The sequence below is a fragment of the Novosphingobium sp. MMS21-SN21R genome (assembly GCF_031846015.1).
In the GTDB taxonomy this organism is placed as follows: domain Bacteria; phylum Pseudomonadota; class Alphaproteobacteria; order Sphingomonadales; family Sphingomonadaceae; genus Novosphingobium.
Map to the genome: position 1 here is coordinate 1,628,568 of NZ_JAVRDU010000001.1, position 16,847 is coordinate 1,645,414.

The following is a 16,847-nucleotide window of genomic DNA, read 5'->3' on the forward strand; positions in this document are numbered from 1 at the left end:
GGAAGCGCTCGATTGCCCGCTCTGATAGCCAATGCGGGGCGTGACGCAAGCCGGGCGCGATTATCCAGCCGGGCCGATGGGGGGCGAGGGGGGCGATTCCATCTGGTTGTCGTAGATCGCGCTATCGGGCGAATCGTCGGTTACCCCGCTGTCCATCGGCGCGTCGCCAGCGTCGACCACGGAGTCATCGACCGGCATGGACTGGCTGCCCGAGCCCGACGCCGCCATCGAAAGCGCTGCGCGCGAGCGCTTGTCGGCCGCTTCTGCCTTGGCTTCGGCAGCGGCAATGCGCGCTTCCATGGCCCGTTCCGAGGCGGCACTCCCGCACCCCGCCAGAAACAGGGCGGGCAGCAGGGCCATGAAAGCGGCTGATTTGGCGTAAGCCCGGTGTTGCATGGTTTTGGACGACCTGATCATTTGCAGGCGAGTCAATAGCACCCGGAAGTTACCAGAAACTAACCAAACCTTGCGGCAATCACCGTGGCGTCAACGATCGGTGCCCTTCGCTTTGCCCCACTGGCGCGCGGCGGTGTAGCCAAGATAGCCCGTGCCGAAGAGCGCGTAGAGCGGTTCGGGCAGGCCGTTCAGATAGGCATTGATGCCAGCGGCGATGCCTTGCGCGGTATCGGGACGGAACGCGCCGATCAGGCCCATCGGCAAGGCCCAGAGAATCATCACGTACATCACATAGAGAAAGCCGGGGCGGGCGCGGCTGGTCCAGGGATCGGCGGATTCCGCCTCGGCCACGATGGCTGACATGCGGGTGCGCAAATGTTCGAGTTCCTGCGTGCCTTCCAGCTTCAGCAGTTCGAGCTTGGCGCGGTCGCGCGCCTCCTTGTCGGGGATGATCTTGTCGATGATCGACGAGATGGGCGAGATAAGAGCTTCGAGAATAGCCATGGGTCAGGCGTCCTTGGTGTTGGAGACGCCCATTCAGATAACCATATCGGTTCGTGTAGGAAAATGATTTGCAAGTCCTGCGCCGATAGCGCGCGCCGATAGTTCTGTAGCTGGTTGCCAAACCTTCCGGCACATCCGTGTTATGAATGGGATCAGCGCCATGCCGCGCGAGTGCGGGAGACCAGAAGGTATCGACGCCATCGACAACTTGCCCATTCATGCTCCGCACGACGGTGCCTGACACCATCAGGCAGCGCGGCCTTACCGCCGCCGAAGCCCTGTCGCGCTTGCAGGCCGACGGTCCCAACGAGTTGCCGCGCGCTACGGAACGCCCGGTCTGGCGCATAGCCGCCGAAGTGGTGCGCGAACCGATGCTGGCGTTGCTGCTGGTGGGCGGTATCGCTTACCTCCTGCTCGGCAGCCTTGCCGAAGCGCTTATCCTGCTGGGTTTTGCCAGCTTCTCCATCATCGTCACGGTGGTTCAGGAGAGCCGCACCGAACATGTACTGGAGGCCCTGCGCGATCTGTCTGCCCCCCGCGCACTGGTCATCCGCGATGGCGAGCATTTGCGCGTTGCCGGGCGGGAGATCGTGACTGGCGACATGCTGGTGCTTGAGCAGGGTGACCGTATCGCTGCCGATGCGGAATTGAGCGAAGCGAAGGAGCTCGAAGTCGACGAATCGCTGCTGACCGGTGAATCGCTCGCCGTTGGCAAGGGCGCGGAAATGCCAACGCCGGATCAGGTCTTCGCCGGGACTCTGGTGACCCGCGGCAGCGGGATTGCGCTAGTGGTGGCGACTGGCCCTCGCAGTGCAATCGGAAGGATCGGGCAATCGCTGGCTTCGCTTGATAGCGAAGTGCCGCGCTTGCGGCGCGAGACGGTGCGGATCGTGCGGTGGTGCGCGATTGGTGGCGGTGCAGTGGCATTGCTGGTCGTGCTGTTGTTCGGGCTGCTGCGCGGCGGCTGGATCGAGGCGGTGCTTGCCGGAATCGCCATTGGCATGTCGATGCTGCCGGAAGAGTTTCCGGTGGTCCTGACCGTATTCCTGGCCATGGGGGCCTGGCGCATCGGCAAAGTCGGCGTGCTGACGCGGCGGGCTTCGGCGATCGACACCCTCGGATCGGCGACCGTGCTTTGCACCGACAAGACGGGTACTCTTACGGAAAACCGCATGGCGCTGAGCGCGGTGTGGCTGCCCTCGGGCGAGGCGTGCGACGTTGAACCCGGCAGTGCCATACCGGGCGCCTTTGACGGCCTGATCGAGACGGCAGCGATGGCCAGTGCGCCCGATCCGACCGACCCCATGGACCTGGCCTTGCATCGTGCGCGCGCGGCCAGACCGGCGATTGCAGTGGTTCAGGGTGCATTGGTTCATACTTATCCCCTGCATCCCAACCTGCTGGCAATGGCGAACATATGGGATGAAGGCGGGGCGTTGCGCCTTGCCGCCAAGGGCGCGCCGGAGGCCATCGCGGGGCTGTGCAACCTGACGCCCGCAGCGCTCGCCGCCGTGAACGGCGCCGTTGAGGCAATGGCGGTGCGGGGCATTCGTGTGCTTGCCGTGGCGACGGGCGTGCCTGCAGACCGGAACTGGCCCGAGACGCAGCGGGACTATCACTACCAGCTTGCCGGGCTGGTGGGCCTCGCCGATCCGATCCGTGCCAGTGTGCCCGCTGCAGTGGCGGAATGCCGCGCCGCTGGCATTCGCGTGGTGATGATAACCGGCGATCATGCCGCTACGGCGCGGTCCATCGCGGCGCAGGCGGGCATTGCCGACGGAGAGGTGCTCACAGGCGCTGATATCACCTCGCTGAGCGATGCAGAACTGGCAACGCAGGTGAATTCCGCGACCGTGTTCGCGCGGATCATGCCCGACCAGAAACTGCGCATCGTCGAGGCCTTCAAGGCCAACGGCGATATCGTTGCGATGACCGGCGACGGCGTCAACGATGCGCCATCGATCAAGGCGGCGCACATCGGCATCGCCATGGGCAAACGCGGAACAGATGTGGCGCGTGAAGCCTCCGCCATGGTGTTGCTCGACGACGATTTCGGTTCGATCGTCCAGTCCGTCCGGCTTGGGAGGCGGATTTACGACAATATTCGAAAGGCCATGGCATTCATCTTTGCGGTGCACGTGCCGATTGCCGGGCTGGCGCTCCTCCCGCTGTTCTTCGGCCTGCCGATCCTGTTTGGGCCGATCCATATCGCGTTGCTGGAAATGGTGATCGACCCGGTCTGCGCGCTGGTATTCGAAGCGGAGCGCGAGGAGCGCGACATCATGGAACGCCCCCCGCGCGATCCCGATGAGTCGCTTTTTTCATTCTCGATGATTGCATGGAGCGTGTTTCAGGGGGGCGTCGCATTCGCGCTTCTGGGCGCCGTTTACTGGCTCAAGACACTTGCGGGCATGCCGGAAGCGGAGCTGCGCGCGCTCATGTTCTTTGCACTGATCGCTCAGATCGTCAGCCTGATCCTGGTCAACCGGTCGTTCGGCGCATCGCTGGTACAAGCGGTTGCTCGGCGCAATTCGGCACTGCTCTATGTGCTGGTGGCCATCGCCGCGGTGACGGCGCTGATCCTGTACCTTCCGCAGGCCCAAGCATTGCTGAAGTTCGGCTCGATTTCGTGGGGCGACATGGCCCTGGCTGCAGGCCTTGGCGGGGCGCTGCTGCTGTTACTCGAAGGCTGCAAACTGGTGCTGCGCAAGGCGATCGCAAACCGCGTTAGATCTGCAGACAGATGACGCATGTAGGCAGGCAGATATGGCGGCGAGGCCAGTATTGCCCCACCGCCACATTGCCGATTTTGATCAGATTTGTCTCCGCAATTACTGTGCGGTCATTCCGGCATCGATCACGTGCTCTGCGCCAGTGATGTAGCTGGATTCGTCGCACGCCAGGAACAGGACGAGGTTCGAGACTTCTTCCGGCTCAGCAATGCGGCGCAGAGGGATCTGCTGCAGCGCGTCGCCGCCGCCTTCGTCGGTTGCCTCGACCATCATCGGGGTCATGATGAAGCCCGGATGTACCGAGTTCACGCGGATGTTGTCAGGGCCGTATTCTACAGCGGCAGCCTTGGTCATGCCGCGCACGGCGAATTTGCTGGCGACATAGGCGAGGCTTGGGAAGCCGTAGTTGGCAACGAGGCCTGCGATGGACGAAATGTTGACGATCGAACCGCGACCGCCTTTCAACATTGAGGGAATCACCGCATGCATGCCGAGGTAGACCGAGTGCTGGTTCACTTCGCAGACCTTGTGGTAATCGGCTTCCGAAACATCGGCTGTCTTGGCCATCACACCGAGAATGCCGGCATTGTTGACCAGCACGTTGATCGGGCCGAAGAAATCTTCGGCAGCGGCGACGACCCGCTCCCAGTCTGCTGCGCTGGTCACGTCGTGTTCGATGAATTTTGCGTTGGGGCCGAGTTCACGCGCCAGAGCGTCACCGGTGTCGGACCGCAGATCGGTCAGAACGACCTTTGCGCCCTCGGCGATGAAGCGGCGTGCGTGTGATGATCCCATCCCGCGCGATGCGCCGGTGACAATCGCGGTGCGGCCATCAAGTTTACCCATTTCAGTCTCTCCGGTGTTGCGAGCCGTCGAGCATCTCTGGCCGTCGGTCTTCGCGTTGCAGTCAACGTTATTGTTGAAAGGCGGCTGTGTAGTCAACACTATCGTTTACAATATGGCAGGCGCTGGGTTAGCACGCTGGCGCAACAAGGGTTTGGAGAGGTTCGGACAGGCTCTGACCGGACATGTCCCAATAAGAGAGGCAGGACGATGACTCAATTGGTGGCTGATGAGAACAAGGCTGTCGTAGCGCGATTTTTTGAGATTTTTTCGAGTGGAGACGTGCCAGCGCTGCTGAACGCCATGGCGGACGATGGCGGCTGGTGGGTGTCGGGCAAGCTGGAAGGCATGTCGGGCCGCTATGACAAGGCGAGCTTCGGTCCCTTGGTAGAAGGCGCCAAGGCCATCTATAAATCAGGCAGCCTGACCATCACCCCCGTTTCCATGATCGCGGAAGGTGACAAGGTGGCGGTCGAGGCCACCGGATTTGCCGAATTGACCGATGGCCGCACTTACGAGCCGCAGTATCATTTTCTCGTCAGCGTTCGCGACGGCAAGGTTTGTGAAGTGCGCGAATATATGGACACGCAGCACGCCAAGGACACGTTTTTCGGTTGAGGTTGTTCAGGTTGCCTGCGTTGGTGCTGCCAATGCGGCGACGATCTGGCCCAGCGTATCCTGCACGGCGTCTTCGAACGGCTCACCTTGGGCCGCACTGTCACGGGTGTGGATCACGAGGATGTTGAGGAACATGAAGCAGGCGGTGACCAGCCGGCGCTGCGCCACAATTTCCGGTAAGGTACCGATGCAAGCGCGCAGCAAAACCAGCGTGCGGGCCAGGTTGGGTGCCACCCGTTCCCCGAACTGGCCGAACCGCCGGGTCTGATACCGTAACAGGTAAGCGGTGAGGAAACCGGCATAGGAATGATCGCCGAACTCGTCGATCAGCTCGATCTGTGGACGAAAGATGATCTCGGCGATCGTGCGAAGATCCGACAAGCGGTTGTTGGCGTTGGCGGCTGCCAGCATGGTGCCGCGGGCACTTTCCATCTGGTCCATGCGGTAATCGAAGATGGCCTGGACGAGCGAATCGCGCGATCCGAAATGATATTGGACGGCGTGATGATTGCGCTGACCAGCCTGCGCGGCGATCTCCCGCAATGATGCGCCCTCAATTCCGTCGCGTGCAAAAATTACTTCTGCTGCAAGGATGAGAGCCACTTTTGGCCCGTCGGGTGCAGGGCTGATGGCCGGAGTGTGGGTTTGTGCAGTTCGTACGGTCATTTAAGCCACTTGGGATAGAGTGACATGCAGGTCAAGACAGTGGTGAATGGGGAGAATTCGCGAAAGTGGTCAACGAGAGTGTTGATTTTCGTCAACGGCTGTGTTGAATGGGCTTGACGAAAGAGCCCACCAGAGGCATCTAAGCCACATGGCTTAAATCAAAAGCCTTGGGAGAGTTGAAATGACGATGGAAACCGGCCTCATTTTTCACCCTTACATGCGCCCGGGTCGCACAGCGCGTCAGACGTTCCAGTGGGGCGTGGACAGCGCGGTTCACTGCGACAAGATCGGGTTCACGTCGATGATGATCTCCGAGCACGCCTCGCAGATCTGGGAAAACATTCCCAACCCCGAACTGATCATTGCTGCGGCCGCGCTGCAGACTGAAACCATCAGCTTTGCGCCGATGGCACACATTCTGCCGCACCAGCATCCAGCCAAGCTCGCCATGACCGTGGGCTGGCTCTCGCAGATCCTTGAAGGCCGCTACTTCATGGGAATCGGGGCAGGCGCTTATCCGCTCGCTTCGTACATCCACGGGATCAAGAACACCGAAACCACCTTCCTCAACGAGATGGTGCGTGAATCGCTGTTCATCATGGAAAAGATCTGGAAGCGCGAACCGTTCTTCTATGAAGGCAAGTTCTGGAGCGCGGGCTTCCCTGAAGAAGAACCGGCGGTGACTGAAGAGGACGAGCAGCACATGCTCGCGGACTATTCGCCTTACGGCGGGGGCTTCCCCGAATTTGCCGTGACCGGGTTCAGTGCCAACTCGCCGTCGATGAAGCTGGCGGGTGAGCGCAACTTCAAGCCTGTATCGATCTATTCCGGACTTGATGCTCTGAAGCGTCACTGGGAAATCTATTCCGAAGCCAACATCAAGGCTGGCTTCACGCCCGTCCGCCAGCGCCACGCTGTGTCGCAGACGGTGTTCTGCGCTGACACCGATGCCGAGGCAAAGCGGCTCGTGATGGAAGGTCCGATCGGCTACTGTTTCGACCGCTATCTCATCCCGATCTGGCGCCGCTTCGGCATGATGGACGGCTTCGCCAAGGACAACGGGGTCGACTCGCTCGACATCGATCTCGAGTTCCTGGTCGACAAGGTCTTTGTTGTCGGATCGCCTGACACGGTGGTCGACAAGCTGAACCATCTGTTCGAACAGACTGGCGGCTGGGGCACGCTTCAGGTCGAAGCGCACGATTATTACGACGATCCTTCGGCGTGGTTCAAATCGCTTGAACTGATTTCGAAGGAAGTGGCGCCTCGCGTCAAGGTTCCTGGCGCCAAGCTGGTCGACGCCTGAGGTGATCTGCTGAAGTCCAATTGAAGATCTTGTGTGTTTGCTGCGCGAGTGTTGCGCAGCAAACGCATCGGAAGCTGAGTTTTTCGATAACATAAAATGGGAGAAGGGATATGGTTCGGTTTTCAGATGGCGTCCGTGCGTTTGGCGCGCGGAAAAGTGGCTTGTTGCGCGGGAGCGCCAGTGCGGTTGCAGTAATCGTTGCTGCTCTGGCCACGCCGGTCTTCGCGCAGGCAGCGCAGGAACAGGCCGCCGACGAAGTCACCACGCAGGACATTGTCGTGACCGCGCAGCGCCGCGAGGAAAAACTGTCCAAGGTCCCCGTGTCGGTCGTTGCTTATGGCGCAGAAGCGCTGCAGACGCGCAACATTGCCAGCGAGCAGGACGTCGGCACGCTGGTTCCGGGCCTTCAGGTCAAGAACGGCCAGAATTCAAACCAGCTCAGCTACTCGATGCGCGGGCAGTCGCTTGATCCGTTCTCGGGCACCAGCCCCGCCGTTCTGCCATATCTCAATGAAGCGCCCTATAACCCCGGCAACACCGCAACGGCGTTCTTCGACCTTGGCTCGATCCAGGTCCTGAAGGGGCCGCAGGGCACGCTGTTCGGACGCAATGCAACGGGCGGCGCGGTGCTCTACACCACGCCGATGCCGGGCGACGATTTTGGCGGCTATGTGATCCTGCGCGGTGCTTCGCGCGAGTTTGGCCAGATGCAGGCTGCCGTCGATCTGCCGATCGTCAAGGACAAGTTGGCCATCCGTCTGGCATTCGATGCCACCCGCGGCAACGGCTACGTCACCAACATCAACACCGGCAACACGCTGGGCGACAAGAACAGCCGTTCGGGCCGCGCCACCATCCTGTTCACGCCGACCGAGACGATCAAGAACGTCACGGTTTTCCAGCATGACCGGGTCCGGGGCAGTGAAGGCGTCGGCGGCATCTTCAACTACTACTCGCTGCCGACCACACCGGGCGATCCGTCGACCCAGTTCATCAGCGATGGCACCACGCATACACCCAATACCACGGGCACGATGCTGTCCAACACGCTGGCTGCGATCTACAGTGCGAACGACGGTCCGGCTGGTCCCGGCTTCTTCCCGGGTGCTGTCGAGGGCTACACCAAGTTCTCGCGCGCTAACCCCTACAAGGTGTTCCTGCAGTACGATCTCCCGCACCGCGCCGAGAACACGTTTGTTTCCAACACGACCGAAATCGAAGTTGGCAGCAACGCGAAGATCAAGAACATCTTCAGCTACATGAAGGGCAATTCGCGCACCCCGGGCAATCTGGGAGGCGGTCCTTTCGGTTCGCTGTGGCTGTTCAAGCTGGCCGGGATCAATGCAACCGGTGCGCCGGGCGGCCAGACCTTCAAGTCGGAAACCTACAGCAACGAACTGCAATTGCAGGGCGAAACGGCTGATGGCAGGCTGAACTACACGGCGGGTGTGTTCTATTCGAACCAGAAGCGGTTCGAAATCATCCCGATCAACATCGGCGCAGACGTCGTTCCCGGCGGCATTGCCGACATCTCCTACGCCTATCGCAACCGGCAGACATCCAAGGCCGTCTTTGCGCAGTTCAGCTACGAGGTGACCGACAAGCTCACCGCTACGCTCGGCGGGCGTTACACTTGGGAAACGGTGGGCATCCGGCAGGCAGCAGGCAATGTCTTCGGCGTCGATCCAAACTCGGCAGCGGCAGACCAGAGCACGAAGCTTTCGGCTCCGGCATGGACTGCCAGCTTGCAGTACCAGATCGATCCGAACAACATGGTCTACTTCAACCAGCGCGGCAGCTTCCGTTCGGGCAATCTCAACGGCACGGTGGCTCCGTTCACCGATCCGTTGACGGGTAAGGCGGCCAACCTGTTCAAGAACGAGAAGGTCCATGACTTCGAACTGGGCTACAAGTTCAACGGCAGGCTCGGGTCGATGCCGGTCCAGTTCAACGTGGCGGCGTACAAGATCATCGTGAAGGACGCCCAGCGCGCGCTTTACGCGATCGTCGGCGGTGCACCGGCGGGCTTCACCGTCAACGTGCCGCAGGCCGAGACGAAGGGCTTCGAAGTCGACGCCTTTGCCGGTCTGACGTCCTGGCTCGATGTCGGGTTCAACCTTGCCTATACCGACGCCCGGTATACCAAGCGCACTGTGCCAATTCCGTTCGTGGGCACGCTGCTGGTTGACTCCTACCCGGACGCTCCGAAGTGGGCAGGGTCTGCCAATGCCGAGATCAAGTTCCCGGTTCCGGCAGATATCGGCAAGATCAGCCTGCGCGCCGACTACTACAAGCAGTCGAGCTTCTTCTTCTCGAACACCGACGGTACGTCGACTCCGGGAACGAAGCTTAAGGGCTATTCGACGCTGGCGATGCGCTTGAACTGGAAGGAAATCATGGAAAGCCAGGTTTCCGCTGCCTTGTTCGTGCGCAACCTGACCAAGAATACCTACTATGTTTCGGGGTACGCGCTTGGTGCATCGAATGGCGTCAACACCGCCTATCCGGGTGAACCACGCACGTTTGGTGCTGAACTCTCGGTCAAGTTCTGATCGCTTGAAAGACTATCATCACCGGCATGAAAGTGCCGGTGATGATAGAGCCTACGGAAACAAAAATGCTGCGGCTTTCACCGCAGCATTTTTTGATTCAGGCATAATGTCATATCCAACTAGCCGCGTAGTTCGAGCCCGTTGCCATCGGGATCGACGAGATAGAGCGACTGGCCCCAACCTGACGCACCGAACCGTTCGGCAGCGGACCCGATTTCGACGTCATGGGCAAGAAGGTGGGCGCGCACCGTGTCGACGTCGAAATCCTTCACGGTCAGGCATAGGTGGTCCATGTTGCGCGCAGGGCTTTCGGGCAGGGGCGGGCCCGCCAGCAGATCGACGAAGGACTGCCCGACTCGCAGATGCGCCAGCGAGATTTCGTCCCTGCGCCATTCGAGCATGCAGCCCAGAATCTCGCAGTAGAACCTTATGGAACGCTCAAGGTCCGTAACCTTGACGACGACGTGATCGATTCCGGAGATTTCCATAGCCAATGAACTGCGACGGTTGGCGCTGCGAGGCAAGCCTTGTGACGCTGCGTCAACACTAAAGTTGATTAAGTTGCGCGGCGTCCCGGATCGCCATTGACAAGCCGAGCTCCGACCACGTATCAACGTTGGTGTTGATAAGAGTGATGGGGATTGAGGCGATGAAATTCCACCTGATGCAGACCGGTGTCGTGGGGCGCCGCCATGAGATCGAGGCCGGCATGGCCGGGCAGCGCAATGACCTGTATCAGCGGTTTCTCGAAGAAGTTCGGGGATATGTTCAGCTGGCCGACGACCTTGGATTTTACGGTTATTGCCAGCCCGAACACCACCTTCAGATCGAGGGCTTTGAAGCTAACAACCATCCTGGGATGTTCAGCCTGTTTGTGGGGCAGAACAGCAAGCGCATGAAAGCCGGAATCATGGGTTACACCATGACCACACACAATCCGGTGCGCGTGGCTGAAGAGATCGCAACGCTCGATCACATGCTGCAAGGCCGGATGTATTGCGGCTTCACCCGCGGTTATCATGCCCGCTGGGTTGATAGTTACGCCGCCAAGGAAGGCGTCAGCGCGACGACCCCCGACAATGTCAAAGCCCGTGACGAGCAGGATGCTCGCAACCGCTCGATGTTCGAAGAGGGCGTTCGCGTCGTCAAGAAGGCCTGGACCAGCGACGTTTTCAGCCACAAGGGCGAAAATTGGGAATTCCCGCCGAACGGTGGTTCAACCGGGCACCCCGCCTATGCCAAGTATGGCAAGGGGCAGGACGCCGACGGCATCGTTCGTCAGATCGGCATTGCTCCCAAATGCTATCAGGACCCGCATCCCCCGATCTATGGCGGTTTTGCCGCTTCGGGCCGGACCATCGATTTCTGGGCGGAAGAGGGCGGCAAGCTGATCGTGCTGTCGGACAATCTCGATTTCTGTGAATCGCTGAACAACCGGTACATCGCATCTGCCGCAAAGGTAGAGCGCGAGGTGACCAACACGCAGGCATCGGCCTGGGGCGGTTTCCTGATGCTGACCGACGACAAGGATCGTGCGGCCAAGCTGATGGAAGAGCACATGTGGTTCTGGGACGAATGGTTCATCCCGCTGGGCCAGCGTCCGCCAAACGTGCTGATCGGATCGGCTGACGAGATTTCTGACCAGATCGCCCGGGCGCAGGACCGTCTGGGCTTCGACGAACTGTTCCTGATGTTCGGGCAGGGCCACCTTGAGCCCGAGGAAAACAAGGAAGAACTGGATCAGTTCATCAGCAAGGTAGCGCCGCGCTTCTCCACGAAGAACGCAGAAGGCGTGTACGTCTGATTTGACTGGATGAGTCAGAAGACACAATCTCCGGGAGAGAATGTAATGTCCATGCAGTGCGGTATCTTCATGACGCCCTACAATCCCCCTAGCCGGACGCCGCGTCAGGTGTTCGACTGGGCGGTCGATATTGCGCGTATCGCTGACGAGGCGGGTTTCGCCGATTTCATGATCGGTGAGCACTACACACTTGGCTGGGAAAACATTCCCATGCCCGAAGCGATCATCGCGGCCTGTGCGCAGACGACAAAGCAGATCCGTTTTGCCCCGATGGCCCACTTGCTGCCCTACCATGATCCGGCAACGCTCGCGATCCGGATCGGCTGGCTCAGTCAGGTCATGGAAGGTCGTTACTTCCTTGGCGTGGCTCCGGGCGGGCACCACACCGACGCGATCCTGCACGGCTTTGACAACATCTTCGAACTGCCGCCCCGCCAGCTTGAAGCGCTCGGACTGATGGAGCGCGTATGGGAGGGCAAGCCTTTCCTCGAAAAGGGCAAGTACTATCAGGCAGGCTTCCCCGGCCCAGACACCATGCCCGAATACAACGTCGAGATCGCGAACAACGGACCATATGGCGGGCGTGCGGCACTGGAAATTGCAGTGACGGGCCTTTCGCAGAAGTCGTCGTCGATGAAGTTTGCGGGTGAACGCGACTACTCGCCGATTTCGTTCTTCGGCGGCACGCCGCAGATGAAGGCGCACTGGGATACCTGGTCCGACGCGATGATTTCGAAGGGCCACACGCCCGACCGCAAGCGTTACCGCGTGTGTCGCGACATCTTCATTGCCGACACTGATGCCGAGGCAAAGCGCTTGGTCCGCCAGACCGGGATGATGCAGACCTGGCACAAGTATCTGAAAGAGATCTACGTCAAGTTCGGGCTGTTTGACGGGATCATCTACGACAGTGGTATCGACATAACCCCAGACGCTATCGACGAAGACTTTCTGATCGAACACGTGATCCTGTGCGGATCGCCTGAAACCGTCATCGAAAAGCTGGAAAAGCTCGCCGATGCGGTAGGCGGCTGGGGGCAAATCGTGGCCAATCAGCATGATAGCCTCGACGATCCCAAGCCGTGGGAAGAATCGCTGCGCCGACTGGCGACCGAGGTTTGTCCCAACGTGCGAATGCCGAACTAAGCCCTGCCGGCGATGCCCGATGACGGTGCCTTGAAGAGCGCCGGATTGTTCATCGCCGGACCGTGGAGAGGACCTGAGAAATGAGCAGTGCAAGAGCATGTGTCCTGGTTGAACCCAACCGGATTGAAACCTGGGATGTTCCGGTGTTCGATCCCGAGCCGGGCGGCGCGCTGGTGCGTATCGTGGCGGGCGGGGTGTGCGGCAGCGATGTCCACATCTTGTCGGGCGAAGCAGGGATAATGCCCTTTCCGATCATCCTGGGCCACGAAGGCGTCGGCCGGATCGAGAAGTTGGGGCCGGGTGTCACGACCGACTATGCGGGCGTTGCGGTAAAGCCGGGCGACCTTGTCTATTGGGCGCCGATCGCGCTGTGCCATCGCTGCCACAGTTGCACCGTGCTGGACGAGACGCCGTGCGACAATTCGCAGTTCTTCGAACACGCAGAAAAGCCGAACTGGGGCAGTTACGCCGATTTTGCTTGTCTGCCCAACGGCCTAGCGTTTTTCCGCCTGCCCGATGGTGCGTCGGTCGATGCAGTGATCGCGCTTGGCTGCGCGCTGCCGACGGTGCTGCGCGGCTTTGATCGCTGCGGACAAATCCGCATGGGCGACACGGTTGTAGTGCAGGGCGCGGGGCCGGTCGGTCTTTCGGCAATCCTTGTAGCGAAGCTCTCCGGTGCGCGTGAGATCATCGCGGTGGACATGCACGAGAACCGCCTTGCGATTGCCAAGGCGCTGGGTGCGACGGCAACCGTTTCACTCAAGGATCCGGCAGAAGAACGGCGCAGGCAGATCTATGACCGCGTTTCGGTCAACGGTCCCGACGTCGTTGTCGAAGCGGCAGGCGTGCTCCAGGCATTTCCCGAAGGCGTGGACATTGCCGGCAATCACGGACGCTACATCATCCTCGGGCTGTGGGGCGCCATTGGCACGCAGCCTATTTCCCCGCGCGACCTGACGCTCAAGAACCTGACGATTGCCGGGGCGACGTTCCCCAAGCCCAAACACTACCATCAGGCGCTCCATCTGGCGGCGCGGCTGAACGGCGAGTACCCGCTGGCCGAGATCGTCAGCCATCGCTTCGGCGTCGGGCAGGCGCTGGAGGCGCTGGAGGCAACAGCAGCGGGTGCGGTGATCAAGGCCGTCATCGACCCCGAAATCAACTGACTGAACGAAGGACGACCCATGGTTCAAGCAACTGTCGCCGATAACCGCGTTCGTGCAGAACGCCCGGTCCATGTCCCCGAGGCGCGAGTCCGGGACATCGACATGTATGCCCTCGATGGCATCGAACAGGGCTTTCACGAAGCGTGGAAGGCCCTGCAGACGCCCGACACCCCCGGGCTGGTCTGGACCCCGCTGACGGGCGGGCATTGGGTGGCTACTCGCGGCGAAGTGATCAGGGAGGTCTACAGCGATCCTTCCAGGTTTTCGAGCGAGGTCATCTTCCTGCCCAAGGAAGCCGGCGAGAAGTATGGCATGGTGCCAACGCGGATGGATCCGCCCGAGCACACGCCCTATCGCAAGCTACTCGATACAGGACTGAACCCTGCACAGATCCGCAAGATGGAAGAGAAGGTGCGCCAGGCGGCGATCGACCTGATCGAACCGCTGGTTGCCAAGGGACAGTGCGATTTTGCTGCGGAATACGCCAACGTGTTTCCGGTCAAGGTGTTCATGGCGATGGCGGGCCTGCCGATGTCGGACGTGCCCAAGCTGGCCGTCTTCGCCAAGGACATGACTCGTCCTGCCGGCAATTCGCCCGAGGAAATGGCCGCAACTCTTGATGCCGCCAACAAGGGCTTCGATGCCTATGTCGATCCGATCATTCGTGAACGGCGCGGCAAGGATGGTACCGATCTCATTTCGGTCATGGTCAACGGGTCGATCAACGGTGAGCCCATGCCGCACGAAAAGGCGGTGGGGCTGATCTCGCTGCTCCTGCTGGGCGGGCTTGATACGGTCGTCAATTTCCTCAGCTTCTCGATGATCTACCTTGCCCGGCACCCGGAAAAGGTAGCGGAAATTCGCGAGGACGAATTGAAATTGCGTCGCGGCGTTGAAGAACTGTTCCGCCGGTTCCCGGTGGTGTCGGACGCGCGGATGGTTGCGACCGACCTCACATTCTGCGGCGTGGACCTCAAGAAGGGCGACATGATCCTGCTGCCCACCGCGCTCCACGGTCTGGACGCAGATGTGCATGTCGATCCGTGGGATCTCGATTGGGAACGCAAGACGGCGCAGCACAGCACGTTCGGCGGTGGGCCGCATCGCTGTGCAGGTCTGCATCTGGCCCGGCTGGAGGCCACGGTCACGCTGCAGGAATGGATCCGCCAGATTCCGGAGTTCAGCCTCGCGCCTGGGGCCAATCCGGTCTATCATTCGGGGATTGTCGCGGCAGTGGAGAACGTTCCACTGGTGTGGGATGTCCCGCAGGCTGGTTGATCAATCGGTGCCGCGGTGCTCCGGTGCCGCGGCGGCGATATCCAGTGCCTGCATGATCGCGCGGCGGCCGATGCCCAGTGCGATGGCGTTGTGGAGGTGGACGCGGAAGCCTGGGCGGAAGCGGTGGCTCGGCGCAGCGTCGCAGGCGAGCGCTGCCAGTTCCTTGACACGTGCGCGGACCGTACCACTGCGCCAGGGGATCGCGCAATATTCGAAGAAGCCGGTGAAGATGTCGGGCGAAAGCCGCAGCATGGCCTCGAGGAAGCCCGGTAATTCGGCGGAGAAGCCGGTCCAGAAAGGATCGGTGCCAACGTGGCGGTCCCACAGCGCCTTCTGTACGGCATCGAACGGGGCTTCGCCATCGATCAGGCCACGTGCGCTAGCGGCTGCAAGCACTGAGGATGCCGACACCATCAGGGTGTGGACGCCAAGGCCGGAGGTAAGAGCAAGAATTTCCTGCACTTGCGCGACTGCCGCGCCGGCATTGAAACACTCGGCAATTGCTGCATCGATCTGGGCGCGGCCAAGTGCGGTTACAGACGCACTCACGGCGAGTGTCACCAGCGCCGCACTGAGCGCATCGAGTGGTTCGCCATCGGCAATTCCACGGGTCAGGTCTTCGGCTTCAGCGCGCAATGCGGCGACGGAAATTGCGGTCATTCCCGGACTTTGGCCAAGCATTGCGCTTCTGTCAACTTATGTGTTGACTGGATCGTGGCCGTTGCTCATATGGATTGTGTGAGAGGGAGTCGGAACGTGTCGACGCTGGAAGAGCGCATCGGAATACTTGAAGACAGAGCCGCCATTCAGGATCTGGTCGCGGTGTACTTCCGCGCGTCTGACGATGATGACTATGCCTTGATGGCGCAGTGTTTCACGCGCAATGCGCGGTTCGAAGCTTCAGGATTCGAGGATGCTGCAGGCCGGGACGGCATTGTGGCGCTGATCAAGGCGGCACGGGCCGGTATGGGGCAGACGGTGCATACCCCCAACTATGTGCACATTGGTTTTACCGGCGCAGACACAGCCGACGGCATGGTGTGCGCGCATCTGGAGCTCGGGCTGGGCGAAGCGACCTATTTCGGCGCCGTCCGCTATATCGACCGTTACGAGCGCGAGGATGGCCGGTGGCGGATCGCAGTGCGGGCGATGAAGGTCGTGCACATTGCACCGTGGTCCGAAGCCACCAGTTCCTTGACCACTGCGCTGAACGTGCGGTGGCCGGGTGCCGATCCGTTGCCTTCGGACTTTCCGAGAGCGCGGGACGGGTGACATTTTTTTTGAGTGAATCGTCAACGCTTGCGTTGAATTATTGAGCGCTGCGAAGCGCGAGTTCGGCAGGGGAAACCCGGCCAATGCAACAGGAGAGACATCGTGGATCATGCAAACGCTTTGGACCGGATCGTCGAGGAACGCGCGATCGAGCGGATCGTGTTCGACTATGCCTACTATCTCGACATGAACATGCCCGAGAAGATGATCGAGTTGTTCGTCGATGATTGTGAAGTCAGTTATGCGCCCAACTTCGGCGCTACCGGCATCGAGGATTATGCCAAGACGCTCGACGGCATCGGCACCTTTTTCCGCGGCACATCGCACCATGTATCGAACATCGTGATCGACTGGGTGAGCGACAGCGAAGCCACCTTGCGCGCTGCCGTGCTGGCGATACACCGCTACACCAAGGAGCGTCCAGACGGCATTCTCTATGGCCAGTACCACGATGTCGTGGTCAAGCAGGACGGCCAGTGGAAGTTCAAGAAGCGTATCTTGAAGACCGTCATGACCACGGATTATCACGTCCGGGCATCGAACCCCATCGGCCGCGTGGAGTAA

16 protein-coding genes are annotated in these 16,847 nt (G+C 60.6%); 10 read left to right on the forward strand and 6 right to left on the reverse strand.

The genetic code is table 11. The annotated features are described in order from the left end of the window. Window positions 1–60: 60 nt before the first annotated feature. Both RM192_RS07890 and RM192_RS07895 read right to left on the reverse strand, forming a co-directional pair. Window positions 61–360: a hypothetical protein gene (locus RM192_RS07890; RefSeq protein WP_311506991.1), complete on the reverse strand. Its 300-nt coding sequence runs from the start codon at window positions 358–360 to the stop codon at window positions 61–63. 126 nt (window positions 361–486) lie between these two features. Then, window positions 487–900 (reverse strand): holin family protein, encoded by a 414-nt coding sequence (locus RM192_RS07895; protein ID WP_311506992.1) that lies wholly within the window; start codon window positions 898–900, stop codon window positions 487–489. A gap of 218 nt (window positions 901–1,118) precedes the next feature. Between RM192_RS07895 and RM192_RS07900 the strand changes: the two genes are divergently transcribed. Then, complete coding sequence (locus tag RM192_RS07900; protein WP_311506993.1) at window positions 1,119–3,647, forward strand: cation-translocating P-type ATPase; 2,529 nt, start codon at window positions 1,119–1,121, stop codon at window positions 3,645–3,647. A gap of 84 nt (window positions 3,648–3,731) precedes the next feature. Here the strand turns inward: RM192_RS07900 and RM192_RS07905 are convergent, their stop codons facing one another. Next, a complete protein-coding gene (locus RM192_RS07905) occupies window positions 3,732–4,478 on the reverse strand; it encodes a glucose 1-dehydrogenase (RefSeq protein ID WP_311506994.1) in 747 nt (248 codons plus the stop codon). 207 nt (window positions 4,479–4,685) lie between these two features. Here RM192_RS07905 and RM192_RS07910 point away from each other — a divergent pair, with 207 nt between their 5' ends. Beyond that, a complete protein-coding gene (locus RM192_RS07910; RefSeq protein ID WP_311506995.1) occupies window positions 4,686–5,093 on the forward strand; it encodes a nuclear transport factor 2 family protein in 408 nt (135 codons plus the stop codon). A 6-nt stretch (window positions 5,094–5,099) separates the two neighbouring features. On the opposite strand, the gene RM192_RS07915 is transcribed toward RM192_RS07910, so the two are convergent. Continuing rightward, window positions 5,100–5,759: a TetR family transcriptional regulator gene (locus RM192_RS07915; RefSeq protein ID WP_311506996.1), complete on the reverse strand. Its 660-nt coding sequence runs from the start codon at window positions 5,757–5,759 to the stop codon at window positions 5,100–5,102. Between the two features lie 181 nt (window positions 5,760–5,940). On the opposite strand from RM192_RS07915, the gene RM192_RS07920 reads away from it, so the two are divergent. Both RM192_RS07920 and RM192_RS07925 read left to right on the forward strand, forming a co-directional pair. Continuing rightward, window positions 5,941–7,065 (forward strand): LLM class flavin-dependent oxidoreductase, encoded by a 1,125-nt coding sequence (locus RM192_RS07920; RefSeq protein WP_311506997.1) that lies wholly within the window; start codon window positions 5,941–5,943, stop codon window positions 7,063–7,065. A gap of 110 nt (window positions 7,066–7,175) precedes the next feature. Continuing rightward, a complete protein-coding gene (locus RM192_RS07925; RefSeq protein ID WP_311506998.1) occupies window positions 7,176–9,617 on the forward strand; it encodes a TonB-dependent receptor domain-containing protein in 2,442 nt (813 codons plus the stop codon). A 119-nt stretch (window positions 9,618–9,736) separates the two neighbouring features. Here RM192_RS07925 and RM192_RS07930 read toward each other — a convergent pair whose 3' ends face one another. Then, on the reverse strand, window positions 9,737–10,105 hold the full coding sequence (locus RM192_RS07930; protein WP_311506999.1) for a VOC family protein: 369 nt from the start codon (window positions 10,103–10,105) through the stop codon (window positions 9,737–9,739). Window positions 10,106–10,266: 161 nt separating this feature from the next. On the opposite strand from RM192_RS07930, the gene RM192_RS07935 reads away from it, so the two are divergent. The 4 genes from RM192_RS07935 (at window position 10,267) to RM192_RS07950 (ending at window position 15,011) form a co-directional block, all read left to right on the forward strand. Beyond that, the gene (locus RM192_RS07935) at window positions 10,267–11,421 is read left to right on the forward strand and encodes an LLM class flavin-dependent oxidoreductase (RefSeq protein WP_311507000.1); all 1,155 of its coding nucleotides are present in this window, start codon (window positions 10,267–10,269) and stop codon (window positions 11,419–11,421) included. Between the two features lie 45 nt (window positions 11,422–11,466). Continuing rightward, a complete protein-coding gene (locus RM192_RS07940) occupies window positions 11,467–12,567 on the forward strand; it encodes an LLM class flavin-dependent oxidoreductase (protein ID WP_311507001.1) in 1,101 nt (366 codons plus the stop codon). A gap of 80 nt (window positions 12,568–12,647) precedes the next feature. Beyond that, window positions 12,648–13,733 carry a zinc-binding dehydrogenase gene (locus RM192_RS07945; protein ID WP_311507002.1) on the forward strand — a complete coding sequence of 362 codons (1,086 nt, stop codon included), beginning with the start codon at window positions 12,648–12,650 and terminating at the stop codon, window positions 13,731–13,733. 18 nt (window positions 13,734–13,751) lie between these two features. Then, entirely contained in the window at window positions 13,752–15,011 is a 1,260-nt protein-coding gene (locus RM192_RS07950) for a cytochrome P450 (RefSeq protein WP_311507003.1), read from the forward strand. Here the strand turns inward: RM192_RS07950 and RM192_RS07955 are convergent, their stop codons facing one another. Then, complete coding sequence (locus tag RM192_RS07955) at window positions 15,012–15,671, reverse strand: carboxymuconolactone decarboxylase family protein (RefSeq protein ID WP_311507004.1); 660 nt, start codon at window positions 15,669–15,671, stop codon at window positions 15,012–15,014. Window positions 15,672–15,767: 96 nt separating this feature from the next. On the opposite strand from RM192_RS07955, the gene RM192_RS07960 reads away from it, so the two are divergent. Further along, complete coding sequence (locus RM192_RS07960) at window positions 15,768–16,283, forward strand: nuclear transport factor 2 family protein (protein ID WP_311507005.1); 516 nt, start codon at window positions 15,768–15,770, stop codon at window positions 16,281–16,283. 102 nt (window positions 16,284–16,385) lie between these two features. Further along, window positions 16,386–16,847, forward strand: coding sequence for a nuclear transport factor 2 family protein (locus RM192_RS07965; RefSeq protein ID WP_311507006.1), 462 nt, complete (start codon window positions 16,386–16,388; stop codon window positions 16,845–16,847).

Bases quoted from the DNA above. Each gene is read 5' to 3' on its own strand.
- RM192_RS07890 (WP_311506991.1), bottom strand. From the start codon at position 360: ATGGCCCTGCTGCCCGCCCTGTTTCTGGCGGGGTGCGGGAGTGCCGCC.
- RM192_RS07895 (WP_311506992.1), bottom strand. From the start codon at position 900: ATGGCTATTCTCGAAGCTCTTATCTCGCCCATCTCGTCGATCATCGAC.
- RM192_RS07900 (WP_311506993.1), top strand. From the start codon at position 1,119: ATGCTCCGCACGACGGTGCCTGACACCATCAGGCAGCGCGGCCTTACC.
- RM192_RS07905 (WP_311506994.1), bottom strand. From the start codon at position 4,478: ATGGGTAAACTTGATGGCCGCACCGCGATTGTCACCGGCGCATCGCGC.
- RM192_RS07910 (WP_311506995.1), top strand. From the start codon at position 4,686: ATGACTCAATTGGTGGCTGATGAGAACAAGGCTGTCGTAGCGCGATTT.
- RM192_RS07915 (WP_311506996.1), bottom strand. From the start codon at position 5,759: ATGACCGTACGAACTGCACAAACCCACACTCCGGCCATCAGCCCTGCA.
- RM192_RS07920 (WP_311506997.1), top strand. From the start codon at position 5,941: ATGACGATGGAAACCGGCCTCATTTTTCACCCTTACATGCGCCCGGGT.
- RM192_RS07925 (WP_311506998.1), top strand. From the start codon at position 7,176: ATGGTTCGGTTTTCAGATGGCGTCCGTGCGTTTGGCGCGCGGAAAAGT.
- RM192_RS07930 (WP_311506999.1), bottom strand. From the start codon at position 10,105: ATGGAAATCTCCGGAATCGATCACGTCGTCGTCAAGGTTACGGACCTT.
- RM192_RS07935 (WP_311507000.1), top strand. From the start codon at position 10,267: ATGAAATTCCACCTGATGCAGACCGGTGTCGTGGGGCGCCGCCATGAG.
- RM192_RS07940 (WP_311507001.1), top strand. From the start codon at position 11,467: ATGTCCATGCAGTGCGGTATCTTCATGACGCCCTACAATCCCCCTAGC.
- RM192_RS07945 (WP_311507002.1), top strand. From the start codon at position 12,648: ATGAGCAGTGCAAGAGCATGTGTCCTGGTTGAACCCAACCGGATTGAA.
- RM192_RS07950 (WP_311507003.1), top strand. From the start codon at position 13,752: ATGGTTCAAGCAACTGTCGCCGATAACCGCGTTCGTGCAGAACGCCCG.
- RM192_RS07955 (WP_311507004.1), bottom strand. From the start codon at position 15,671: ATGACCGCAATTTCCGTCGCCGCATTGCGCGCTGAAGCCGAAGACCTG.